Source organism: Vibrio sp. 1180_3, from assembly GCF_029478545.1.
GTDB classification, from domain to species: Bacteria; Pseudomonadota; Gammaproteobacteria; order Enterobacterales; family Vibrionaceae; genus Vibrio; species Vibrio aestuarianus.
This window is the reverse complement of record NZ_SJFM01000003.1, coordinates 79,308-96,364: the sequence shown is the minus strand read 5'-3', so window position 1 is coordinate 96,364 and position 17,057 is coordinate 79,308. Positions and strand designations below refer to the sequence as shown.

General features: G+C 44.0%; 15 protein-coding genes. 9 read left to right on the top strand and 6 right to left on the bottom strand.

Going from position 1 to position 17,057, the window contains the following annotated elements:
- Positions 1–42: 42 nt before the first annotated feature.
- Both mrcB and hrpB read right to left on the bottom strand, forming a co-directional pair.
- The gene (mrcB, locus tag EYW48_RS03230) at positions 43–2,412 is read right to left on the bottom strand and encodes a penicillin-binding protein 1B (RefSeq protein ID WP_171979575.1); all 2,370 of its coding nucleotides are present in this window, start codon (positions 2,410–2,412) and stop codon (positions 43–45) included.
- Entirely contained in the window at positions 2,409–4,877 is a 2,469-nt protein-coding gene (gene hrpB, locus EYW48_RS03225) for an ATP-dependent helicase HrpB (RefSeq protein ID WP_277431851.1), read from the bottom strand. The genes mrcB and hrpB overlap by 4 nt, the downstream gene beginning before the upstream one ends.
- 55 nt (positions 4,878–4,932) lie before the next feature.
- On the opposite strand from hrpB, the gene sfsA reads away from it, so the two are divergent.
- The 7 genes from sfsA (at position 4,933) to panC (ending at position 10,857) form a co-directional block, all read left to right on the top strand.
- Positions 4,933–5,676, top strand: a complete 744-nt coding sequence (sfsA, locus tag EYW48_RS03220) for a DNA/RNA nuclease SfsA (RefSeq protein WP_171979577.1) — start codon at positions 4,933–4,935, stop codon at positions 5,674–5,676.
- 136 nt (positions 5,677–5,812) lie between these two features.
- A complete protein-coding gene (gene dksA / locus EYW48_RS03215; RefSeq protein WP_053311311.1) occupies positions 5,813–6,256 on the top strand; it encodes an RNA polymerase-binding protein DksA in 444 nt (147 codons plus the stop codon).
- A gap of 72 nt (positions 6,257–6,328) precedes the next feature.
- Complete coding sequence (gene gluQRS / locus EYW48_RS03210) at positions 6,329–7,198, top strand: tRNA glutamyl-Q(34) synthetase GluQRS (protein ID WP_168523287.1); 870 nt, start codon at positions 6,329–6,331, stop codon at positions 7,196–7,198.
- A 107-nt stretch (positions 7,199–7,305) separates the two neighbouring features.
- The gene (gene pcnB, locus EYW48_RS03205; protein WP_274679665.1) at positions 7,306–8,667 is read left to right on the top strand and encodes a polynucleotide adenylyltransferase PcnB; all 1,362 of its coding nucleotides are present in this window, start codon (positions 7,306–7,308) and stop codon (positions 8,665–8,667) included.
- Positions 8,664–9,173: a 2-amino-4-hydroxy-6-hydroxymethyldihydropteridine diphosphokinase gene (gene folK, locus EYW48_RS03200; protein WP_053311314.1), complete on the top strand. Its 510-nt coding sequence runs from the start codon at positions 8,664–8,666 to the stop codon at positions 9,171–9,173. The genes pcnB and folK overlap by 4 nt, the downstream gene beginning before the upstream one ends.
- On the top strand, positions 9,170–9,964 hold the full coding sequence (gene panB / locus EYW48_RS03195) for a 3-methyl-2-oxobutanoate hydroxymethyltransferase (protein WP_171979579.1): 795 nt from the start codon (positions 9,170–9,172) through the stop codon (positions 9,962–9,964). The genes folK and panB overlap by 4 nt, the downstream gene beginning before the upstream one ends.
- Before the next feature lie 11 nt (positions 9,965–9,975).
- Positions 9,976–10,857 carry a pantoate--beta-alanine ligase gene (panC, locus tag EYW48_RS03190; protein ID WP_171979580.1) on the top strand — a complete coding sequence of 294 codons (882 nt, stop codon included), beginning with the start codon at positions 9,976–9,978 and terminating at the stop codon, positions 10,855–10,857.
- A gap of 75 nt (positions 10,858–10,932) precedes the next feature.
- Here panC and EYW48_RS03185 read toward each other — a convergent pair whose 3' ends face one another.
- From EYW48_RS03185 to EYW48_RS03175, 3 genes are all read right to left on the bottom strand, one after another.
- Positions 10,933–11,703, bottom strand: a complete 771-nt coding sequence (locus EYW48_RS03185; protein ID WP_053311317.1) for an ABC transporter permease — start codon at positions 11,701–11,703, stop codon at positions 10,933–10,935.
- Positions 11,704–11,705: 2 nt separating this feature from the next.
- Positions 11,706–12,626 carry an ABC transporter ATP-binding protein gene (locus EYW48_RS03180; RefSeq protein ID WP_277431850.1) on the bottom strand — a complete coding sequence of 307 codons (921 nt, stop codon included), beginning with the start codon at positions 12,624–12,626 and terminating at the stop codon, positions 11,706–11,708.
- Positions 12,627–12,760: 134 nt separating this feature from the next.
- Complete coding sequence (locus tag EYW48_RS03175; protein ID WP_274672556.1) at positions 12,761–14,413, bottom strand: SulP family inorganic anion transporter; 1,653 nt, start codon at positions 14,411–14,413, stop codon at positions 12,761–12,763.
- A gap of 265 nt (positions 14,414–14,678) precedes the next feature.
- Here EYW48_RS03175 and can point away from each other — a divergent pair, with 265 nt between their 5' ends.
- Entirely contained in the window at positions 14,679–15,347 is a 669-nt protein-coding gene (gene can / locus EYW48_RS03170) for a carbonate dehydratase (protein ID WP_053311320.1), read from the top strand.
- Between the two features lie 213 nt (positions 15,348–15,560).
- Here can and hpt read toward each other — a convergent pair whose 3' ends face one another.
- Positions 15,561–16,091, bottom strand: coding sequence for a hypoxanthine phosphoribosyltransferase (hpt, locus tag EYW48_RS03165; RefSeq protein WP_053311321.1), 531 nt, complete (start codon positions 16,089–16,091; stop codon positions 15,561–15,563).
- Between the two features lie 333 nt (positions 16,092–16,424).
- Between hpt and EYW48_RS03160 the strand changes: the two genes are divergently transcribed.
- Entirely contained in the window at positions 16,425–17,042 is a 618-nt protein-coding gene (locus EYW48_RS03160) for a LuxR/HapR/OpaR family quorum-sensing transcriptional regulator (protein WP_053311322.1), read from the top strand.
- The last annotated feature ends 15 nt before the right edge of the window (positions 17,043–17,057 follow it).

The window sequence follows — 17,057 nt, the reverse complement described above, 5'->3', positions numbered from 1 at the left end:
CCTTAAATACCTTTAAAATCAGCTTAATATAAACGTCCATAATTACCACTGGAAGAGTTTTTTAAACCATTGTCCCGGCGGCTTGTCACAACCTTGTTTGATTGAGCCACTTTTATCCCAAATTGGCAACTTAAATTCATTGTTACAGTCAAGCACCAACTCACCATTTTGATCTTTTGCAAACCCAACCGTGGTAATACCTTGCGGCCAAGGCAGCTCTAATTTTTCGGGAATACGGTGCTTCAAATATTCGGCGTAAACACGCAAAGCACCACTGGACCCCGTCAACTTAATCGGCTGGTTATCATCACGTCCAAGCCAAACAGTGGTCACTTCACGCCCATCTATACCAACAAACCAGCTGTCACGGTTATCATTGGTTGTTCCCGTTTTACCTGCTAAGGCCGCCCAAGCAAACTGGTTATTTAGATAACGTCCAGTACCTTCAAGCACGCCACGCTTCATCGCATAGGTCGTCAGCCACGCCGCTTGTTGGTCGACAGCTTGAGACACTTTCGGCATTGATTGATAAAGTACATTACCATCCAAATCTAACACCGAACGCAATGCTGATAAGGAAGCTTTTTTGCCAGAATTGGTTAGCGTTTGGTACATTTGTGCAACTTGATAAGGTGTTAGCGAGAATGCGCCTAAGAACATCGAAGGTACTGGGCGAATTTCATTTTTATCGATGCCTAAACGCTGCAATGTTTTTGACACATTATCAATGCCCAACTGCATACCAAGCTGAACAGTTGGGACATTCAGTGATTTAGCTAATGCTACATATAATGGAACTTCACCACGAAACTGACGATCATAATTACGCGGTGACCACACATTACCTTGACTGCCTTTAAGCGTAATAGGCTTATCCATTAACGTCGTTGCTAAGCTGTATTGTTCTGGCTGTTGCAAAGCCGTGAGATAAACCGCTGGTTTGACTAACGAGCCAATCGGACGACTGGCGTTTAACGCTCGGTTAAAACCGTCATAACCTGTACGTTTACCACCGACCATGGCACGAATTTCACCGCTATTTCGATCAACTGCAATCGCCGCGGCTTCCAAGTCTTTACCTGCGGTCTTAGCCAAGGTTGGAATTTGAATATCAATCGCTTGTTCCAGTTTTGCTTGTGAAACAGGATCTAACGAAGTAAACACTCTTAAGCCAACATCGGATTTAAAAGCATCACCAACCTTCTCTTTCAACTCGATACTCAACTGTTGAAAATAGGCAGGTTGGCGACTCGCAATATGTGGAATTTTCTGCACATCTAAAGGCCGACTGGCCGCTTGTTCAAACTGGTTAGCTGTCAAAATATTTTGCTGCATCATCAGCTTGAGAACCAAATCTCGGCGCTCTTTGGCTCGTTCTGGATAACGGGCTGGGTTGTAATAGGAGGGACCTTTGACCATACCAACCAGTAAAGCAAGCTGATCAATGCGCAATTCCTGTAAAGGCTGACCGAAATAAAGACGCGAGGCTAAACCAAAACCATGAATCGCTTCACCACCACTTTGACCTAAATACACTTCATTCAAATACGCTTCTAAAATGCGATCTTTGCTGTAACGGTGATCAAGAATAAGCGCGATATACGCTTCTCTTAATTTACGCCATAACGTTCTGTCGCTAGACAGAAAAATATTCTTGGCCAATTGCTGGGTCAAGGTACTACCACCCTGCACCGTTCGTCCCGCTTTAATATTAGCGACCAGAGCTCGAATAATGGCAAAAGGAGAAACACCGTCATGTTGATAAAAATAGCGATCTTCAGTGGCCAATAAAGCATCAACCATCACTTCTGGAAATTGCTCTCGACGTAAAAAAAGGCGCTGTTCATCGTTGCCTTTTTCTAACATCCCCAACATTTTAGGTTCAATACGCAAATAGCCTAAATCCCCTTTCTGCTCTAAGGATTGGATTCGCGATAATCCATTCTCATCAAAATACAACATGGCATGACGGTCAGCCTCCGGACCATCGGCAAACTCAAAAGGACGGCGAATAATTTCGATTTTAGTGGAAGAAGAAGAATACTCTCCCGCATAACGCGGTTGACTTACCTTGCGATAATTAAGCACATCCAATTCATTGCGCAGTTCTTGGATAGTGGTGCTATCACCAGGTTCAAGGTTTAAAATACGGGCATACACCACCGTTGGAAGATCAAATAATTGCCCTTCAAAACGCTGTTTGACTAACGTATCAAGGTAAATACCAACAAATAGCAGTACCGCGGCTAATGCCACACCTAACTTCCAACTGATTCCCCACACTATTTTTAGCCAGCTTTTATGTTGAGACGGCGTTTTTTTAGCTTTGGTTTTACGTTGTGGTGCACGACGTGGAGTGCTTGCTTTCTTTGTCGTTTTCTTCACTGCTGGCTTTTTATTATTGGTTGTCATTTCGTTAACTGTCGTTTGGTTTTTGTCGTGGCGATATGAGTGGCGGGATCATCTGGCCATACATGCTTGGGATAACGCCCTTTCATCTCTTTTTGTACTTCTTTGTACGCACCCGCCCAGAAAGCCGCCAGATCTTGAGTTACTTGTAACGGGCGTTGAGCTGGAGAAAGTAACTCCATCACCAATTTTTTACGCCCTTTCGCGATGCAAGGTGAATCGTGCTCACCAAATACTTCTTGCATCCTCGCGGAGAGCATTGGCTCACCATGTTGCTGATAACGAATTGGCGCTCGATTACCGGTAGGCAAAGTATGGTGAGTCGGTAACCATTGAGCTAAATAGTTATTCAATGGCCATCCTAAGTAAGCATCTAAAGCATCCTCAACCGAGATTTGGCGCAGTCCTTTAGCCGATTTAATGCCATTGAGGTACGGGGCTAACCAAACCTCCAACTGCTCAAGTAAGCTGTCATCATCACAGGCAGGCCAGTCTTCTTCGGGTAACCATTGTACGGCACACCTAATACGGGTGAGTAATACTTGCGCATCATCGCTCCACTGTAATACCGATAACCCCTTACGACGAACATAATTAAGTAAAGCTTGCGTGATTTTATCTTGATCCGGCTCTGCTGACACTTGGCGCTCAATAATTAACTTACCGCAACGCAACTGCTTTTCAGCGCTTAAGCGACCCGATTTTTCATCCCAATCCACAAATTCATCGCTATGAAATAACTCAGGAAAGTGAGATTGCAAAGCATGCATATCCAACTCTGCAGCACTAAAGATCTGACTCGCACCAACGCTAGTGCGCATTAAATCCACCGCAACCAAATAGGGAGCATTAGCTAATCGCTCTTCTTCACGCACTTGAGCACCATGACCATTCGCCAATAAAAATTGCCCAGCTTGGCGACTATCGCGTAGCGCTGCAATGCGATCAGGAAACGCAAGGCTTAGCACTATGGCAACCAGTGATTCATAAACTGAGGTAAGAGCAAATGTAGCCCCTAATTTGTTGGCCAAACTCATGGCACGTTTGTGCATGGCTTGAGCTTTATTGTGCTTACCTTGCTGCCAGCGAAATAAGCTATGTTGAACATCTAAGACATGACGCTCCGGCTCTTCAAGCAACGCAGCGACGGCCAATGCACTATTGAGCATCGCGTCGCTATGCGCTTTCGCTTTTAGTAACATACTGGCGAGTCGAGGTTCAACGCCTAGATATTGAGCCTCTTGACCCAATGCAGAAAGCTGCTGCTTGCTGTCCATTAAGTCAAGCGCATTAAGCAATTGCCATGCTTGTTGCATAGCTGGTTGTGGTGGCACATCCAACCACGGCAATTCATTGACTGAAGCCACGCCCCACTGGGCTAACTCCATCGCCAGTGGCGCTAAATCTGTGTGTAAAATTTCAGCGGATGAAACTTGAGGCTGCTGTTTATACTGGGCTTCACTATACAGACGTAAAGCGATTCCAGGCTCTAAACGACCAGCACGACCGGCACGCTGGTCGGCCGATGATTGGGCGATTTTCACTTGTTCTAAACGAGTAATGCCAGTTTTTAAGTCAAACTTGGCGACACGCTCAAGCCCTGAATCGACCACGATACGAATACCTTCAATCGTCAAAGAAGTCTCGGCAATATTAGTCGCCAGTACTACTTTGCGTCGCCCTGCTTTAGCGGGTGTAATCGCCTGTTGCTGCATTTCACTACTCAACTGCCCATACAAAGGGCAAACGTCAATATCATCAGCAAGATTAGACAACTGTTGTTCTAACTGCTTAATAGCGGAAACACCCGGCAAAAAAGCCAGCAATGAACCACTTTCAGAACGCATCAATGAATCAATATATTTACCCAAGATTGGAATCAGGTACTGATTCGCTTTTAACGGTGCGTAACGAATATCAACCGGGTATGAGCGACCATCTGATTCAACGTATTCGGCCAGCGGCAATAATGACTGTAAGGTGTGCTGATCTAACGTTGCAGACATCACCACCAACTTTAAGTCATCGCGTAAGGCCGACTGCACCTCCAAACTCAATGCTAAAGCGGTATCAGCATGAATACTACGTTCATGAAATTCATCGAAAATCAGCAACTGCACACCTGAAAGTTCCGGATCGGCTTGAATCATCCGCGTCATAATACCTTCAGTCACAACTTCGAGCTGAGTACAAGCACTGACTTTGCTATCACCACGCACTCGATAGCCAACAGTTTGCCCAACACGCTCACCTAACTGCAGAGCAATGTAGCTTGCAATGTTGCGAGCAGCTAAACGTCGAGGTTCGAGCATAATGATCTTGCCAGTTAAGATGCCCGACTTAAGTAATTGCAGAGGAAAATACGTCGATTTACCCGCTCCCGGCGTCGCTTTAACAATTAACTGAGGGGAGCGTTGTATCCCAGCCAGTAGCTTGGGCATCACAGCTTGAATGGGCAATTGTGACAATGTGCAGTCCTTGTGTTTAAATGGCGGCAACATTGTACATAAAAACAGTAGATAAATGCAGTTCAATCCTCCACTTCAATCCGCGGTCTTGATTCAGCGCTATAAACGCTTTCTGGCTGATATCACAATGGATGACGGTACAACACGTACGATTCATTGCGCCAATACCGGTGCCATGACCGGTTGTGCTGATACAGGTAATCGTGTGTGGTTTTCCACTTCCGATAATCCAAAACGCAAATACCCCCACAGCTGGGAAATCAGCGAAACCACACAAGGAGATCACATTTGCGTTAATACTGCTCGCGCTAATCAATTAGCCGTTGAAGCGATTGAAAATGGCGTGATTAAAGAGCTGGTAGGCTACGATCACTTACAAACAGAAGTGAAATACGGCCAAGAAAATAGTCGAATTGATATCTTGCTCAAATCAGAATCCAAACCAAAATGCTATATAGAAGTGAAGAGTGTCACCTTATTAGATGAATCCCACTCTACGACAGAGACCGCTGAGTACAACCCTGGACAAGGTTATTTTCCTGATGCGATCACAACGCGCGGGCAAAAGCATTTACGCGAACTAACAGAAATGGCTAAAAATGGAAGTAGAGCCGTACTTTTATTCACTGTTTTACATTCAGGGATTGAAAAAGTGTCGCCAGCACACCATATAGACGCGAACTATTCACAATTACTTAAACAGGCGCAAAAAGAAGGGGTGGAAGTACTGTGCTACAAGGCTGTGCTTTCTGAAAATGAAATCAAACTGGTTAAAGCTGTAGAATTCGCCTATTCATGATAAAAAGTTGATGGCGTCTTCACATTGACAACAAGTTTACGATTCAGTGTTTGCCTACCATACTTCTTTTTGCTATAGATACCCGCCTCAAATTAGCTGCTCACGCAGTTGACTAGGTGTTAGTAGGAGACGCTGTATGCCAGAGAAGAAAAAAGCGATAGGCATCCTAGCCATTGCAGGTGTTGAGCCGTACCAGGAAAAACCAGGTGAAGAGTATATGTCACCTGAGCAGATGGCTCACTTTACAAAAATTTTAGGCGCTTGGCGTAGCCAACTTCGTGACGAAGTTGAACGCACGGTTAACCACATGAAAGATGAAGCGGCAAACTTTCCAGATCCTGTTGATCGCGCATCTCAAGAAGAAGAGTTCAGTTTAGAACTGCGTAACCGTGACCGCGAACGTCGTTTGATCAAGAAAATTGAAAAAACACTGAACAAGATTGAAGAAGATGACTACGGCTTCTGTGAGTCTTGTGGCGTTGAAATTGGCGTACGTCGCCTAGAAGCTCGCCCAACCGCAGACCTTTGCATTGACTGTAAAACGCTTGCAGAGCTTAAAGAAAAACAGATGCAAGGTTAATCCTAGCAATGTTAATAAAGGGAGCTTAAGCTCCCTTTTTGTTTTATTCCCTTCCCACTTGGATGAATCGCGATGAACTATATTGGACGATTTGCCCCTTCACCTTCTGGTCCACTGCATTTTGGCTCGCTGATCGCAGCGCTAGGTAGCTATTTTCAAGCAAAATCCCAACACGGCCAATGGCTGGTTCGTATTGAAGATCTGGATCCACCAAGAGAAATGCCCGGTGCAGCCTCATTAATATTGCAAGCCATTGAAGCCTATGGACTGCTCTGGGATGGTGAAGTCGTTTACCAAAGCCAACGCCATGCGTTATATCAAAGCCAAATTGATCTCTGGTTAACGACTGGACAAGCCTATTACTGTCAATGTACACGTAAGCAAATTAAACAAGCAGGTGGCTTCTATTTAGGCTCCTGCCGTCATAAAAAGCTTTCATTCGCTAGCGATTGCTCGGTAAGATTGCGCGTCGACATGCCGATAGAATCATTTTTCGATCAAAAACATGGCGAAATTCACATTCCTAAGGCATTGGCAGAAGAAGACTTCATTATTAAGCGACGAGATGGTTTATTCGCTTATAATCTAGCCGTTGTCCTTGATGATATCGATCAAGGAGTAACTGAAGTGGTACGCGGCGCGGATTTAATTGAGCCAACGGGACGACAAATCAGCCTGTATCATTGCTTACATAAAACTCCGGTAAGCTATCTACATCTTCCATTAGCTATGGACGGAAGCGGTAATAAATTATCGAAACAAAATCATGCCATGGCGATTGATATTCAGAATCCTAAACCCACATTACTAAATGCAATGCGATTCTTAGGGTTCAGTATAAAACAAGAGATTAGCGACGCCTCAATCGAAGAAATCATCCAATGGGGCTGCCAAAATTGGCATATTGAACAACTCCCTCGGGAGATCGAGATCACACCGTGATTCTCAAAAGGCTATCCTTACGCTATTATTAGCCGCAAAATCGTCCCTATCGGGCACTTTTACTTAAAAAAGCAAGGTTGGCCAAAACCAATCATTGCCAGATGCACATGAATAAAAACGACTATACACCACGCGAAAACCGCGTTTACCAAGACTTAGCTCTGAATATTATCACTCGTCAAGAGCACAATATTTCGCGCAAGCAAATCAGCGATAATGCGCTAAAGGTGCTATACCGACTTCATGGCGCAGGTTTTGACGCGTACCTAGTCGGTGGCGGAGTACGTGATTTACTGCTTGGTGAAACACCAAAAGATTTTGATATCGCCACCAATGCAACGCCAGAACAAATTCGCCATCTGTTTCGTAACTGCCGATTAATAGGTCGTCGCTTCCGTTTAGCGCATATTATGTTTGGCCGAGATATTATCGAAGTAGCAACCTTTCGCGGCCATCACCAAGAGCCGACGCAAAATGTTTCCGCACAATCGGAAGCAGGTATGCTTTTGCGTGATAACGTCTACGGCACAATTGATGAAGATGCCGAACGTCGTGATTTCACCATCAACGCCATGTACTACAGCATCGCAGATTACAGCATTCACGATTATGCTGGCGGCGTTGATGACTTAGAAGATAAGCTGATTCGTTTAATTGGTGACCCTGAGACTCGCTATCGCGAAGATCCAGTTCGCATGTTGCGTGCTATACGCTTTGCGGCCAAGCTCGACTTTGATATTGAAGAAGATACCGCCGATCCAATCGAACACCTTGCCCCCTTACTGAGAGATATTCCTGCAGCACGTCTGTACGAAGAATCACTCAAAATGCTGCAAACTGGTCATGGTTTAGAGACTTATCACTTAATGCGTGAGTACAACTTGTTCCAACAGTTGTTTCCAGTCATTGCTCAGTATTTCACGCCGGAATACGACTCACAGACAGAGCAAATGCTTGATCTCGTCTTGGACTCTACCGACCTACGCATTGAAGAAGGTAAACGCATTAATCCAGCCTTTATGTTCGCGGCTATCTTCTGGTATCCAACCGTGCAGTTGGCCGAAGAGTTAATGGAACAACGTAATTTTGCTTATTACGATGCGGTAATGGAAGCGAGCAATTTGATTCTTGATCAAGTAGTCAAAACACTGGCCATACCTCGCCGTCATACGGCAACTATCCGCGAGATTTGGCAGCTTCAGCTACGACTACCTCGTCGCAATGGCAAGCGTGCTTTCCGCTTAATGGAACTCAATAAGTTCCGAGCTGGTTTTGATTTCCTACAAATGCGTGGTGAAATTGAAGGCGGAGAAACGAAGAAACTAGCTGATTGGTGGGCAACTTTTGAAAGCGCGGGTCGTGATATGCGCCAAGCGATGGCAAACGATTTAGGTGGCACTACCAGTAAACCTAGCTTCCGTCGCCGCAAAAGCCCACGCAATACGAAGAAGAGTAAGCCTGAATCATGATCGAGGTTTACATTGCGGTTGGTAGCAATTTAGGCGATCCCGTCACACAAGCAAAACAAGCGATTGATGCCCTAAAATGTCTACCGAAGTCTGAATTTATTGCAACATCTGAACTTTACAGCAGCACGCCAATGGGGCCGCAAAATCAACCCGATTACATCAATGCTGTCGTTAAAGTCCAAACTGAATTAACGCCACTTGAACTACTTGATTGCACACAACGCATCGAGTTGGAACAGGGGCGCGTCCGTAAAGATGAACGTTGGGGGCCAAGAACTCTCGACTTAGATATTCTTCTTTACGGCAATGAGGTGATCGATTCCGAGCGTCTAACCATTCCTCATTATGGAATGAAAGTACGAGAATTCGTACTTTACCCGCTCGCTGAAATCGCACCAAATTTACAACTCCCTGATGGGGCTGAGCTCAACGAACTTTTAAACCAAGTCGATCGTAATGGGCTCAGTATTTGGCAATCGCCAACGCCTAGTAAGGACATCAAATGAAAAAAATTACGATCAACGACCTAGTTCAATGGAAACAACAAGGTCGTAAATTTGCGTCAGTGACCGCTTATGACGCCAGTTTTGCACAACTTTTTGAAAGCCAAGAAATGCCCGTTTTACTCGTCGGTGACTCGTTAGGAATGGTACTGCAAGGTAAAACTGATACTCTGCCCGTCACGGTCGATGAGATCGCCTACCACACTCGCAGTGTGCGTGCAGGCAGCCCAAACTGCTTACTGATGGCCGACATGCCTTTCATGAGCTACGCCACACCAGAGCAAGCATGCGAAAATGCAGCCAAAATCATGCAAGCTGGTGCAAACATGGTGAAAATTGAAGGTGGCGACTGGTTAGTGGATACCGTAAAAATGCTGACAGAGCGTGCGGTTCCAGTTTGTGCTCACTTGGGTTTAACCCCTCAATCAGTCAATATTTTTGGCGGTTATAAAGTACAAGGCCGAGATCAAGAAAAAGCCGATCGCATGGTAAAAGATGCATTAGCACTGCAAGATGCCGGCGCTCAAATTGTATTACTAGAATGTGTTCCTGCTAGCCTTGCCGCGCGCATTACCGAAGTCCTAGAGGTACCAGTAATTGGTATTGGTGCAGGTAATGTAACAGATGGTCAAATTTTAGTAATGCACGATATGTTTGGAATTTCGGCGAACTACATGCCAAAATTCTCGAAAAACTTCCTTGCTGAAACAGGTGATATGCGTAAAGCCGTTGCACAATACATCAAAGATGTAGAAAGTGCAGCCTTCCCTGATGATGCTCATACCATTGCCTAAAGGAGATATTCATGCAAACTTTTGCTGACATTTCAGCTCTTCGCGAGCAGATCAAACAGTATAAGCGTGATGGTCGCCGAGTCGCTTTTGTGCCAACCATGGGCAACTTACATGAAGGCCACTTGACCCTAGTGCGTAAAGCTCGTGAAGAGGGAAATGTGGTCGTGGTCAGTATTTTTGTCAATCCAATGCAATTTGATCGTGCAGATGACTTAAACAACTACCCAAGAACATTAGATGAAGACTTAAGTAAACTTAACGCGGAAGGCGTTGATTTTGTCTTTACTCCAACCCCAGAAGTGATGTATCCACAAGGTTTAGACAAACAAACCTTTATTGAAGTACCAGGGCTATCGCATATGCTCGAAGGCGCTTCAAGACCAGGACATTTTCGTGGTGTAGCAACCATTGTCGCTAAACTATTCAATATTATTCAGCCTAATGTCGCTTGTTTTGGGGAAAAAGATTTCCAGCAATTGGCCGTTATTCGTCAGATGGTTAATGACCTATGCATGGATATTGAAATTATTGGTGTTCCAACCGTGCGCGAAATGGACGGGTTAGCCATGAGCTCACGCAATGGCCTGCTTACACTCGATCAACGCCAACGCGCTCCAGTGCTAGCACGCACTATGCGTTGGATCAGTAGTGCAATGCGTGGTGGACGTGATGACTATGCATCGATCATTGAAGATGCGAGTGATCAACTGCGCGCTGCTGGCTTACAACCGGATGAGATCTTCATTCGCGACGCTAAAACTCTGCAAGTTATCTCAGCCGAGACAACTCAAGCAGTGATTTTAGTTTCAGCTTTTTTAGGCCAAGCCCGTTTGATTGATAACCAAATCGTAGATTTCAATGTAGAAAGCAAAGCCGATCCTGAAGAAGAATAATCTCCAACCTACTGAACTAAAAAAGGTCGACAATGCGTCGACCTTTTTATTAGCAATTATTGACTACGATTGGTACTAGCTTCTCAGACCAATACCACGTGATACAAGATAGTGAGCGACCGCATACAACGCGACCACAAAAACCCCCAGTACGCTAAAGGAAGTCACGATACCCACATCAGAAACCCCAAGAAAACCATAGCGAAACGCATTAACCATATAAACAATTGGGTTGATTTTCGATACTCCTTGCCAAAAATCCGGCAGTAGGCTTATCGAATAAAAGACTCCACCTAAATAAGTTAATGGCGTGAGTATAAAAGTCGGAATAATCGAAATATCGTCAAATGTCTTAGCAAACACCGCGTTAATCATGCCGCCTAAAGCAAACACTACTGACGTGAGAAATACCGTCGCAACAATAATGCCCCAATGATCCACTTGTAGATCAACAAAAAACAACGAAACAAAAGTCACGATGGCTCCGACTAATAAACCTCGCACTACGCCCCCCATAACGAACCCTGCAATAATCACGTAATTGGGAACGGGAGCAACCAGTAACTCTTCAATATTTTTTTGAAATTTCGCGCTAAAGAAAGAAGAAGCAACATTGGAATAAGAGTTGGTGATCACCGACATCATGATTAAGCCCGGCACAATATATTCCATATAGCTAAAACCATTCATTTGACCAATTCGCGAACCAATCAAGTTACCAAAAATGATGAAATAAAGCGTCATGGTAATAGCTGGTGGCACTAAGGTCTGCACCCAAATTCGCGTAAAGCGGTTTATTTCCTTGGTCAACAAGCTACAAAAAGCCGTCCAATACAAACGATACATAATTACTGACCTCGACTCTGTTGTTGCACAATACTGACAAACAGCTCTTCCAAGCGGTTAGCTTTATTGCGCATTGACAATACTGTCACGCCTTGCTGCGTTAGTTGCTCGAACACTGAATTCAACCCTTTGGTTTTCTCTAACTCGATTTCTAGTGAACCGTTAACCATGGTTTGTGAAACAACGCCAGCTAACTGAGGCAACGGTGAATCGTCAGCCAAATCCAAAATAAAGGTCTCAAACTGCAGTTTCGCGAGCAGATCTTTCATTGAGGTATTTTCGATTAACTCACCACGGTTGATAATGCCGATGTTGCGGCACAGCATTTCAGCCTCTTCTAAATAGTGCGTGGTCAAAATAATGGTAATGCCTTGTGCATTGATCTCTTTAAGAAATTCCCACATTGAACGACGGAGCTCAATATCCACACCAGCCGTCGGTTCATCTAAAATGAGCAGTTTGGGTTCATGCATCAAAGCGCGAGCAATCATTAAGCGGCGTTTCATACCACCAGAAAGATTTCGTGCTCGTTCTTTACGTTTTTCCCACAGATCGAGCTTAGATAAATACTTTTCCGCTCTTTCTTTCGCTAGCGATTTAGCAACACCGTAATAACCCGCCTGCTGCATTACAATCTGCTCAACGCTCTCAAATTGGTTGAAATTGAATTCTTGAGGAACCAAGCCAATATTTTGCTTCGCAAGTTCCAGATCTTTATCAATATCGTAGCCAAAAACCTTTACGTTACCGGAAGTCTTATTGACCAAGGATGAAATAATACCGATAGTTGTCGATTTTCCAGCCCCATTAGGTCCAAGCAGTGCGTAAAAATCGCCCTTTCTTACCTGCAAACTCACCCCTTTTAGGGCCTCGAAACCACCTGCGTAGGTTTTACGTAGTTGTTCTATTTCTAATGCGTACATTCAATGATCACTCTTTGTGACTTTAACTTGTTAGATGTGCCACCTAACCCACCATTTTTCAACCCAACATTAGAAATTAATGAAATAAAAAGCGCAGACCAAGTGATCTGCGCTCTTAAGGTTATCACCCCAAACTAGTTAGATTGGGTTACATGACTTACAGCCGCATTTAACGCTTCATAACGGAAAGAGTAAGTCTGCTCACTCGGTACTAAATCTAAGATGTGGAACTTCTCTAGCTGTTGTTTGGTTTGTATATTCGGACACAACAGATAAACCGCACATTTCGCATCTAACGCATCTTTGATCGCATTTTCTAACGCTAAGCCAACCGTCACATCAATCATTGGCACATCGGTAAGGTCAAGGATCATCGCTTCATAGTCACTAATGTGGTTATGCTGGCGAGATATCGCTTTAGAAACACTAAAGATCATTGGTCCGGAGAGATAAAAGAACAGCACTTTGCCATTGGCTTTCTCAAGCAAAGAGCGCTCGCTGTCAGTCAAGGGCACATCGTTCTCATCAGCATCACTGATCGCTTTAACCTGACGCGCTTGCTCACGGCTCAAACGTTCAATGATTAAGATATTAGAGATAAATACACCTAAGCCAACCGCCACAATCAAATCAACAAACACCGTCAGCAGCATTACGCCATACATAATAGCCATGCCTTGCACGCTGACTTTATGCGCGCGTTGAATGAAACTCCAATCGAGAATGTTGAACCCGACATAGACAGCAATACCCGCTAAAACCGCCATCGGGATAGGTTCGGTTAAACCACCAGCCACTAACACAACTAACGCCAACACCAAAGCACGAGCAACTCCTGATAAAGGTGAACGCGCTCCAACTTGAATGTTAGTCACCGTCCCCATCGTTGCCCCTGCGCCCGGTAACGCACCAAATAATCCTGAAATCATATTGGCAAGCCCTTGCCCTCTTAACTCCTTATCTGAGTCATGCTCTTTGCGTGTTAAAGAGTCACCAATCACCGCGGTCAGTAAGGTATCAATACAACCTAGTGTGCCTAGCACTAACGCATCAATCACCATGGTTGTGAAGATTTCAGCATTAAAAGTAGGGATCACCAGTGAAGGCAAACCAGCCGGTATCACGCCAATACGTCGAATATCTTCAGGGTTAAATAGCAATACAGAAATTAACGTCACTGCCACTAAAGCAACCAGTTGTGCGGGAACGTATTTCCGATATTTGTTAGGCAAGAAGAATAGAATACCAAGAGTGAGCAAACCCAAAAACAGTTCATTAAACTTCATGTTGCTGATGATATCTGGCAATGCAGACAATGTTCCCATCACCCCACCCGAAGGGGCTGCCTGACCAAGCAGTGGTGAAAGTTGCAAAATGATGAGGATGACACCAATGCCCGACATGAAGCCAGATATCACACTGTATGGCATTAATGTGATGTATTTTCCAAGCTTGAGGGTTCCAAGCAATATCTGAAATGCCCCCGCCATCATCACAACAGTAAAGGTCATAGCCAGTCCAGTTTCTGGGTAGCTAGCGACCATGCTGGTTAAGACTGCAGTCATAATGACCGTCATCGGTCCGGTAGGCTCTGATATCAAGGTTGATGAGCCGCCGAATAAAGCAGCAAATAACCCGACCATGATCGCGCCCCAAAGCCCAGCTTCCGCACCGGCGCCCGAAGCAACACCAAAAGCTAACGCCAAAGGCAGTGATATAATGGCCGTTGTCACTCCACCAAACAAATCACCTTTCAAATCAATATTGGCAAAACGACTCCCAAACACTTATGCGCTCCTTGTAAAAAACCAAAATCACATCACTGTAGCAAATGTTAATCACAATTATTAACCGTTAATTAACGACAATTTTAGCCAATCTTGACTAAAAAAATGGGAACTAGCTAAGTTCATGATTTTTCATACGAGAACTCGTCAGATGAGTGCCTTTTTCTTCATTTTATAAGAGAATGAAATTGTAACATTGTGTATAGTCAGATTTATTCTTGAGCATTACTATTGATGCAATTTGGTCTATTTTAAGGGAAGTGAGATGCCAGAACTTAAACAGCTTTTTGAAAATAACTCGCGCTGGTCTGAATCGATTAAAGCAGAACGTCCTGAGTACTTTGCAAAGCTAGCTCAAGGGCAAGACCCTGATTTTCTCTGGATTGGTTGCTCTGACAGTCGCGTGCCTGCGGAACGTTTAACCGGGCTTTATTCGGGTGAACTGTTTGTGCATCGCAACGTCGCAAACCAGGTAATTCATACCGACTTGAATTGTCTTTCTGTGGTGCAATATGCGGTTGATGTATTGAAAGTAAAACACATCATTATCTGCGGACACTATGACTGTGGGGGTGTGAATGCAGCGATTGATAATCCACAACTAGGTTTGATCAACAACTGGTTACTGCATGTTCGTGACTTATACCTGAAACATCGCACCTATTTAGATGCTATACCCGAACAAAATAAAGCCGACAAGCTTTGTGAAATCAATGTTGCTGAACAAGTGTATAACTTGGGCAACTCCACGGTCCTACAAAACGCGTGGGAGCGCGGTCAAGATGTAGAACTGCATGGCGTAGTGTACGGTATTGAAGATGGACGCTTAGAATATCTAGGTGTTCGTTGTAATTCACGCGAACGGGTGAATGACACTTATCAAAAGGCGATGGAAAAAATCCTGAACCCCAATCACGAGCTATTATGTCGCTAAAATACCAAGAGCCCACTCAATAGTGGGCTCTTTATCATACCAATCACAGTAAATAAGTGATCAGAAATAGCGCAGGAAAAAGGCTTGAGACCAAGGCAGAATTTTTCGATAAGTAGTTAGTCTACAATCAAAAATTCTAACGCAGTTATCGAGCATTTTAACCAGCCAGGATGAACAGTTATTTACTACGATTAGTATCATATCTTCGTTAACTTACTCTTGTGGCACAACTTTGCCAATAAACGGCAAATGACGATATTTTTGTGCGTAATCGATACCGACCCCAACCACAAACTCATCAGGGATTTCGAAACCAATCCATTTTACATCAACAGGTACTTCACGGCGTGAAGGCTTATCAAGCAAAGTACAAATGTGGATGGACTTAGGTTCACGCAGCGAAAGGATCTCTTTTACTTTGTTCAAGGTATTACCCGTATCGATAATATCTTCAACCAACAATACATCTTTGCCTTTAATGTCATCGTCCAGATCTTTTAAGATACGAACATCACGTGAGCTTTCCATCGTATTGCCATAGCTAGATGCCGTCATAAAATCAACTTGGTGAACCAAATCAATGTTACGAGCAAGGTCTGCCATAAATACAAATGAACCGCGTAGCAAGCCAACCATGACCAAATCTTCACTGCCCTGATAATGTTCGGTGATCTGTTTGCCTAATTCACGAATTCGTTCCTGAACAATTTCCTCAGAAATCATCACTTCAACTGTATGCTTCATACTGTTCTCTTTTTAGGTGATGCGACACGCTTTACGATCACTGTTTTACGTAATGATGGCGTCGCGTAACTAGCTTGGTACATATAGTACCACCGCTGTACGGGATAGTTAAATGAGGCTTGCTTTGTACCGATTGACCGTTATTTTTAATTTGAACAATAAAAACATTTGAATCTGATTGCATTTAACGCAATTGAACAAAAAACAGGCTCATATTATTTGACCCACATCATATGCAGCAGTACACTCATGAAGCTTTAAAAGCAATTAACAAAATAATCATTAGAGCGGAAAGCTCAATACAAAACGTCAAATGGTAAGGATTAAAAAATTATGGACGCATCTATAGAGAAACGCCCCAGAACGCGCTTATCACCACAAAAGCGTAAACTTCAATTGATGGAAATCGCTCTTGAAGTGTTTGCAAAACGAGGCATTGGCCGTGGTGGTCATGCCGATATCGCTGAAATTGCACAGGTTTCTGTTGCAACGGTGTTCAATTACTTCCCAACTCGCGAAGATTTAGTGGATGACGTATTAACGCACGTTGTATGCCAATTTTCTAACTTTCTCGCTGATAATATCGACCTTGATCTGCACGCAAAAGAGAACTTAACCAATATTACTACCGCCATGGTTAGCCTTGTGGTTAATGACTGCCACTGGTTAAAAGTGTGGTTTGAGTGGAGTGCTTCGACACGTGAAGAAGTTTGGCCACTGTTTGTTTCTACAAACCGCACCAATCAATTACTAGTCAAGAATATGTTTATTAAGGCTATCGAACGTGGTGAAGTATGCAACGAACATGATCCTGAAGATCTTGCGACACTTTTCCACGGTATCTGCTACTCGCTCTTTATTCAGGCCAATCGTCTACCGAATGAAGAAAGCATGCGCACGTTAGTGAAAAGCTACCTAAATATGCTGTGCATCTACAAAAAAGAGCACTAATATCTGATCGATAAG

Bases quoted from the DNA above. Each gene is read 5' to 3' on its own strand.
- mrcB (WP_171979575.1), bottom strand. From the start codon at position 2,412: ATGACAACCAATAATAAAAAGCCAGCAGTGAAGAAAACGACAAAGAAA.
- sfsA (WP_171979577.1), top strand. From the start codon at position 4,933: ATGCAGTTCAATCCTCCACTTCAATCCGCGGTCTTGATTCAGCGCTAT.
- dksA (WP_053311311.1), top strand. From the start codon at position 5,813: ATGCCAGAGAAGAAAAAAGCGATAGGCATCCTAGCCATTGCAGGTGTT.
- gluQRS (WP_168523287.1), top strand. From the start codon at position 6,329: ATGAACTATATTGGACGATTTGCCCCTTCACCTTCTGGTCCACTGCAT.
- pcnB (WP_274679665.1), top strand. From the start codon at position 7,306: ATGAATAAAAACGACTATACACCACGCGAAAACCGCGTTTACCAAGAC.
- folK (WP_053311314.1), top strand. From the start codon at position 8,664: ATGATCGAGGTTTACATTGCGGTTGGTAGCAATTTAGGCGATCCCGTC.
- panB (WP_171979579.1), top strand. From the start codon at position 9,170: ATGAAAAAAATTACGATCAACGACCTAGTTCAATGGAAACAACAAGGT.
- panC (WP_171979580.1), top strand. From the start codon at position 9,976: ATGCAAACTTTTGCTGACATTTCAGCTCTTCGCGAGCAGATCAAACAG.
- EYW48_RS03185 (WP_053311317.1), bottom strand. From the start codon at position 11,703: ATGTATCGTTTGTATTGGACGGCTTTTTGTAGCTTGTTGACCAAGGAA.
- EYW48_RS03180 (WP_277431850.1), bottom strand. From the start codon at position 12,626: ATGTACGCATTAGAAATAGAACAACTACGTAAAACCTACGCAGGTGGT.
- can (WP_053311320.1), top strand. From the start codon at position 14,679: ATGCCAGAACTTAAACAGCTTTTTGAAAATAACTCGCGCTGGTCTGAA.
- hpt (WP_053311321.1), bottom strand. From the start codon at position 16,091: ATGAAGCATACAGTTGAAGTGATGATTTCTGAGGAAATTGTTCAGGAA.
- EYW48_RS03160 (WP_053311322.1), top strand. From the start codon at position 16,425: ATGGACGCATCTATAGAGAAACGCCCCAGAACGCGCTTATCACCACAA.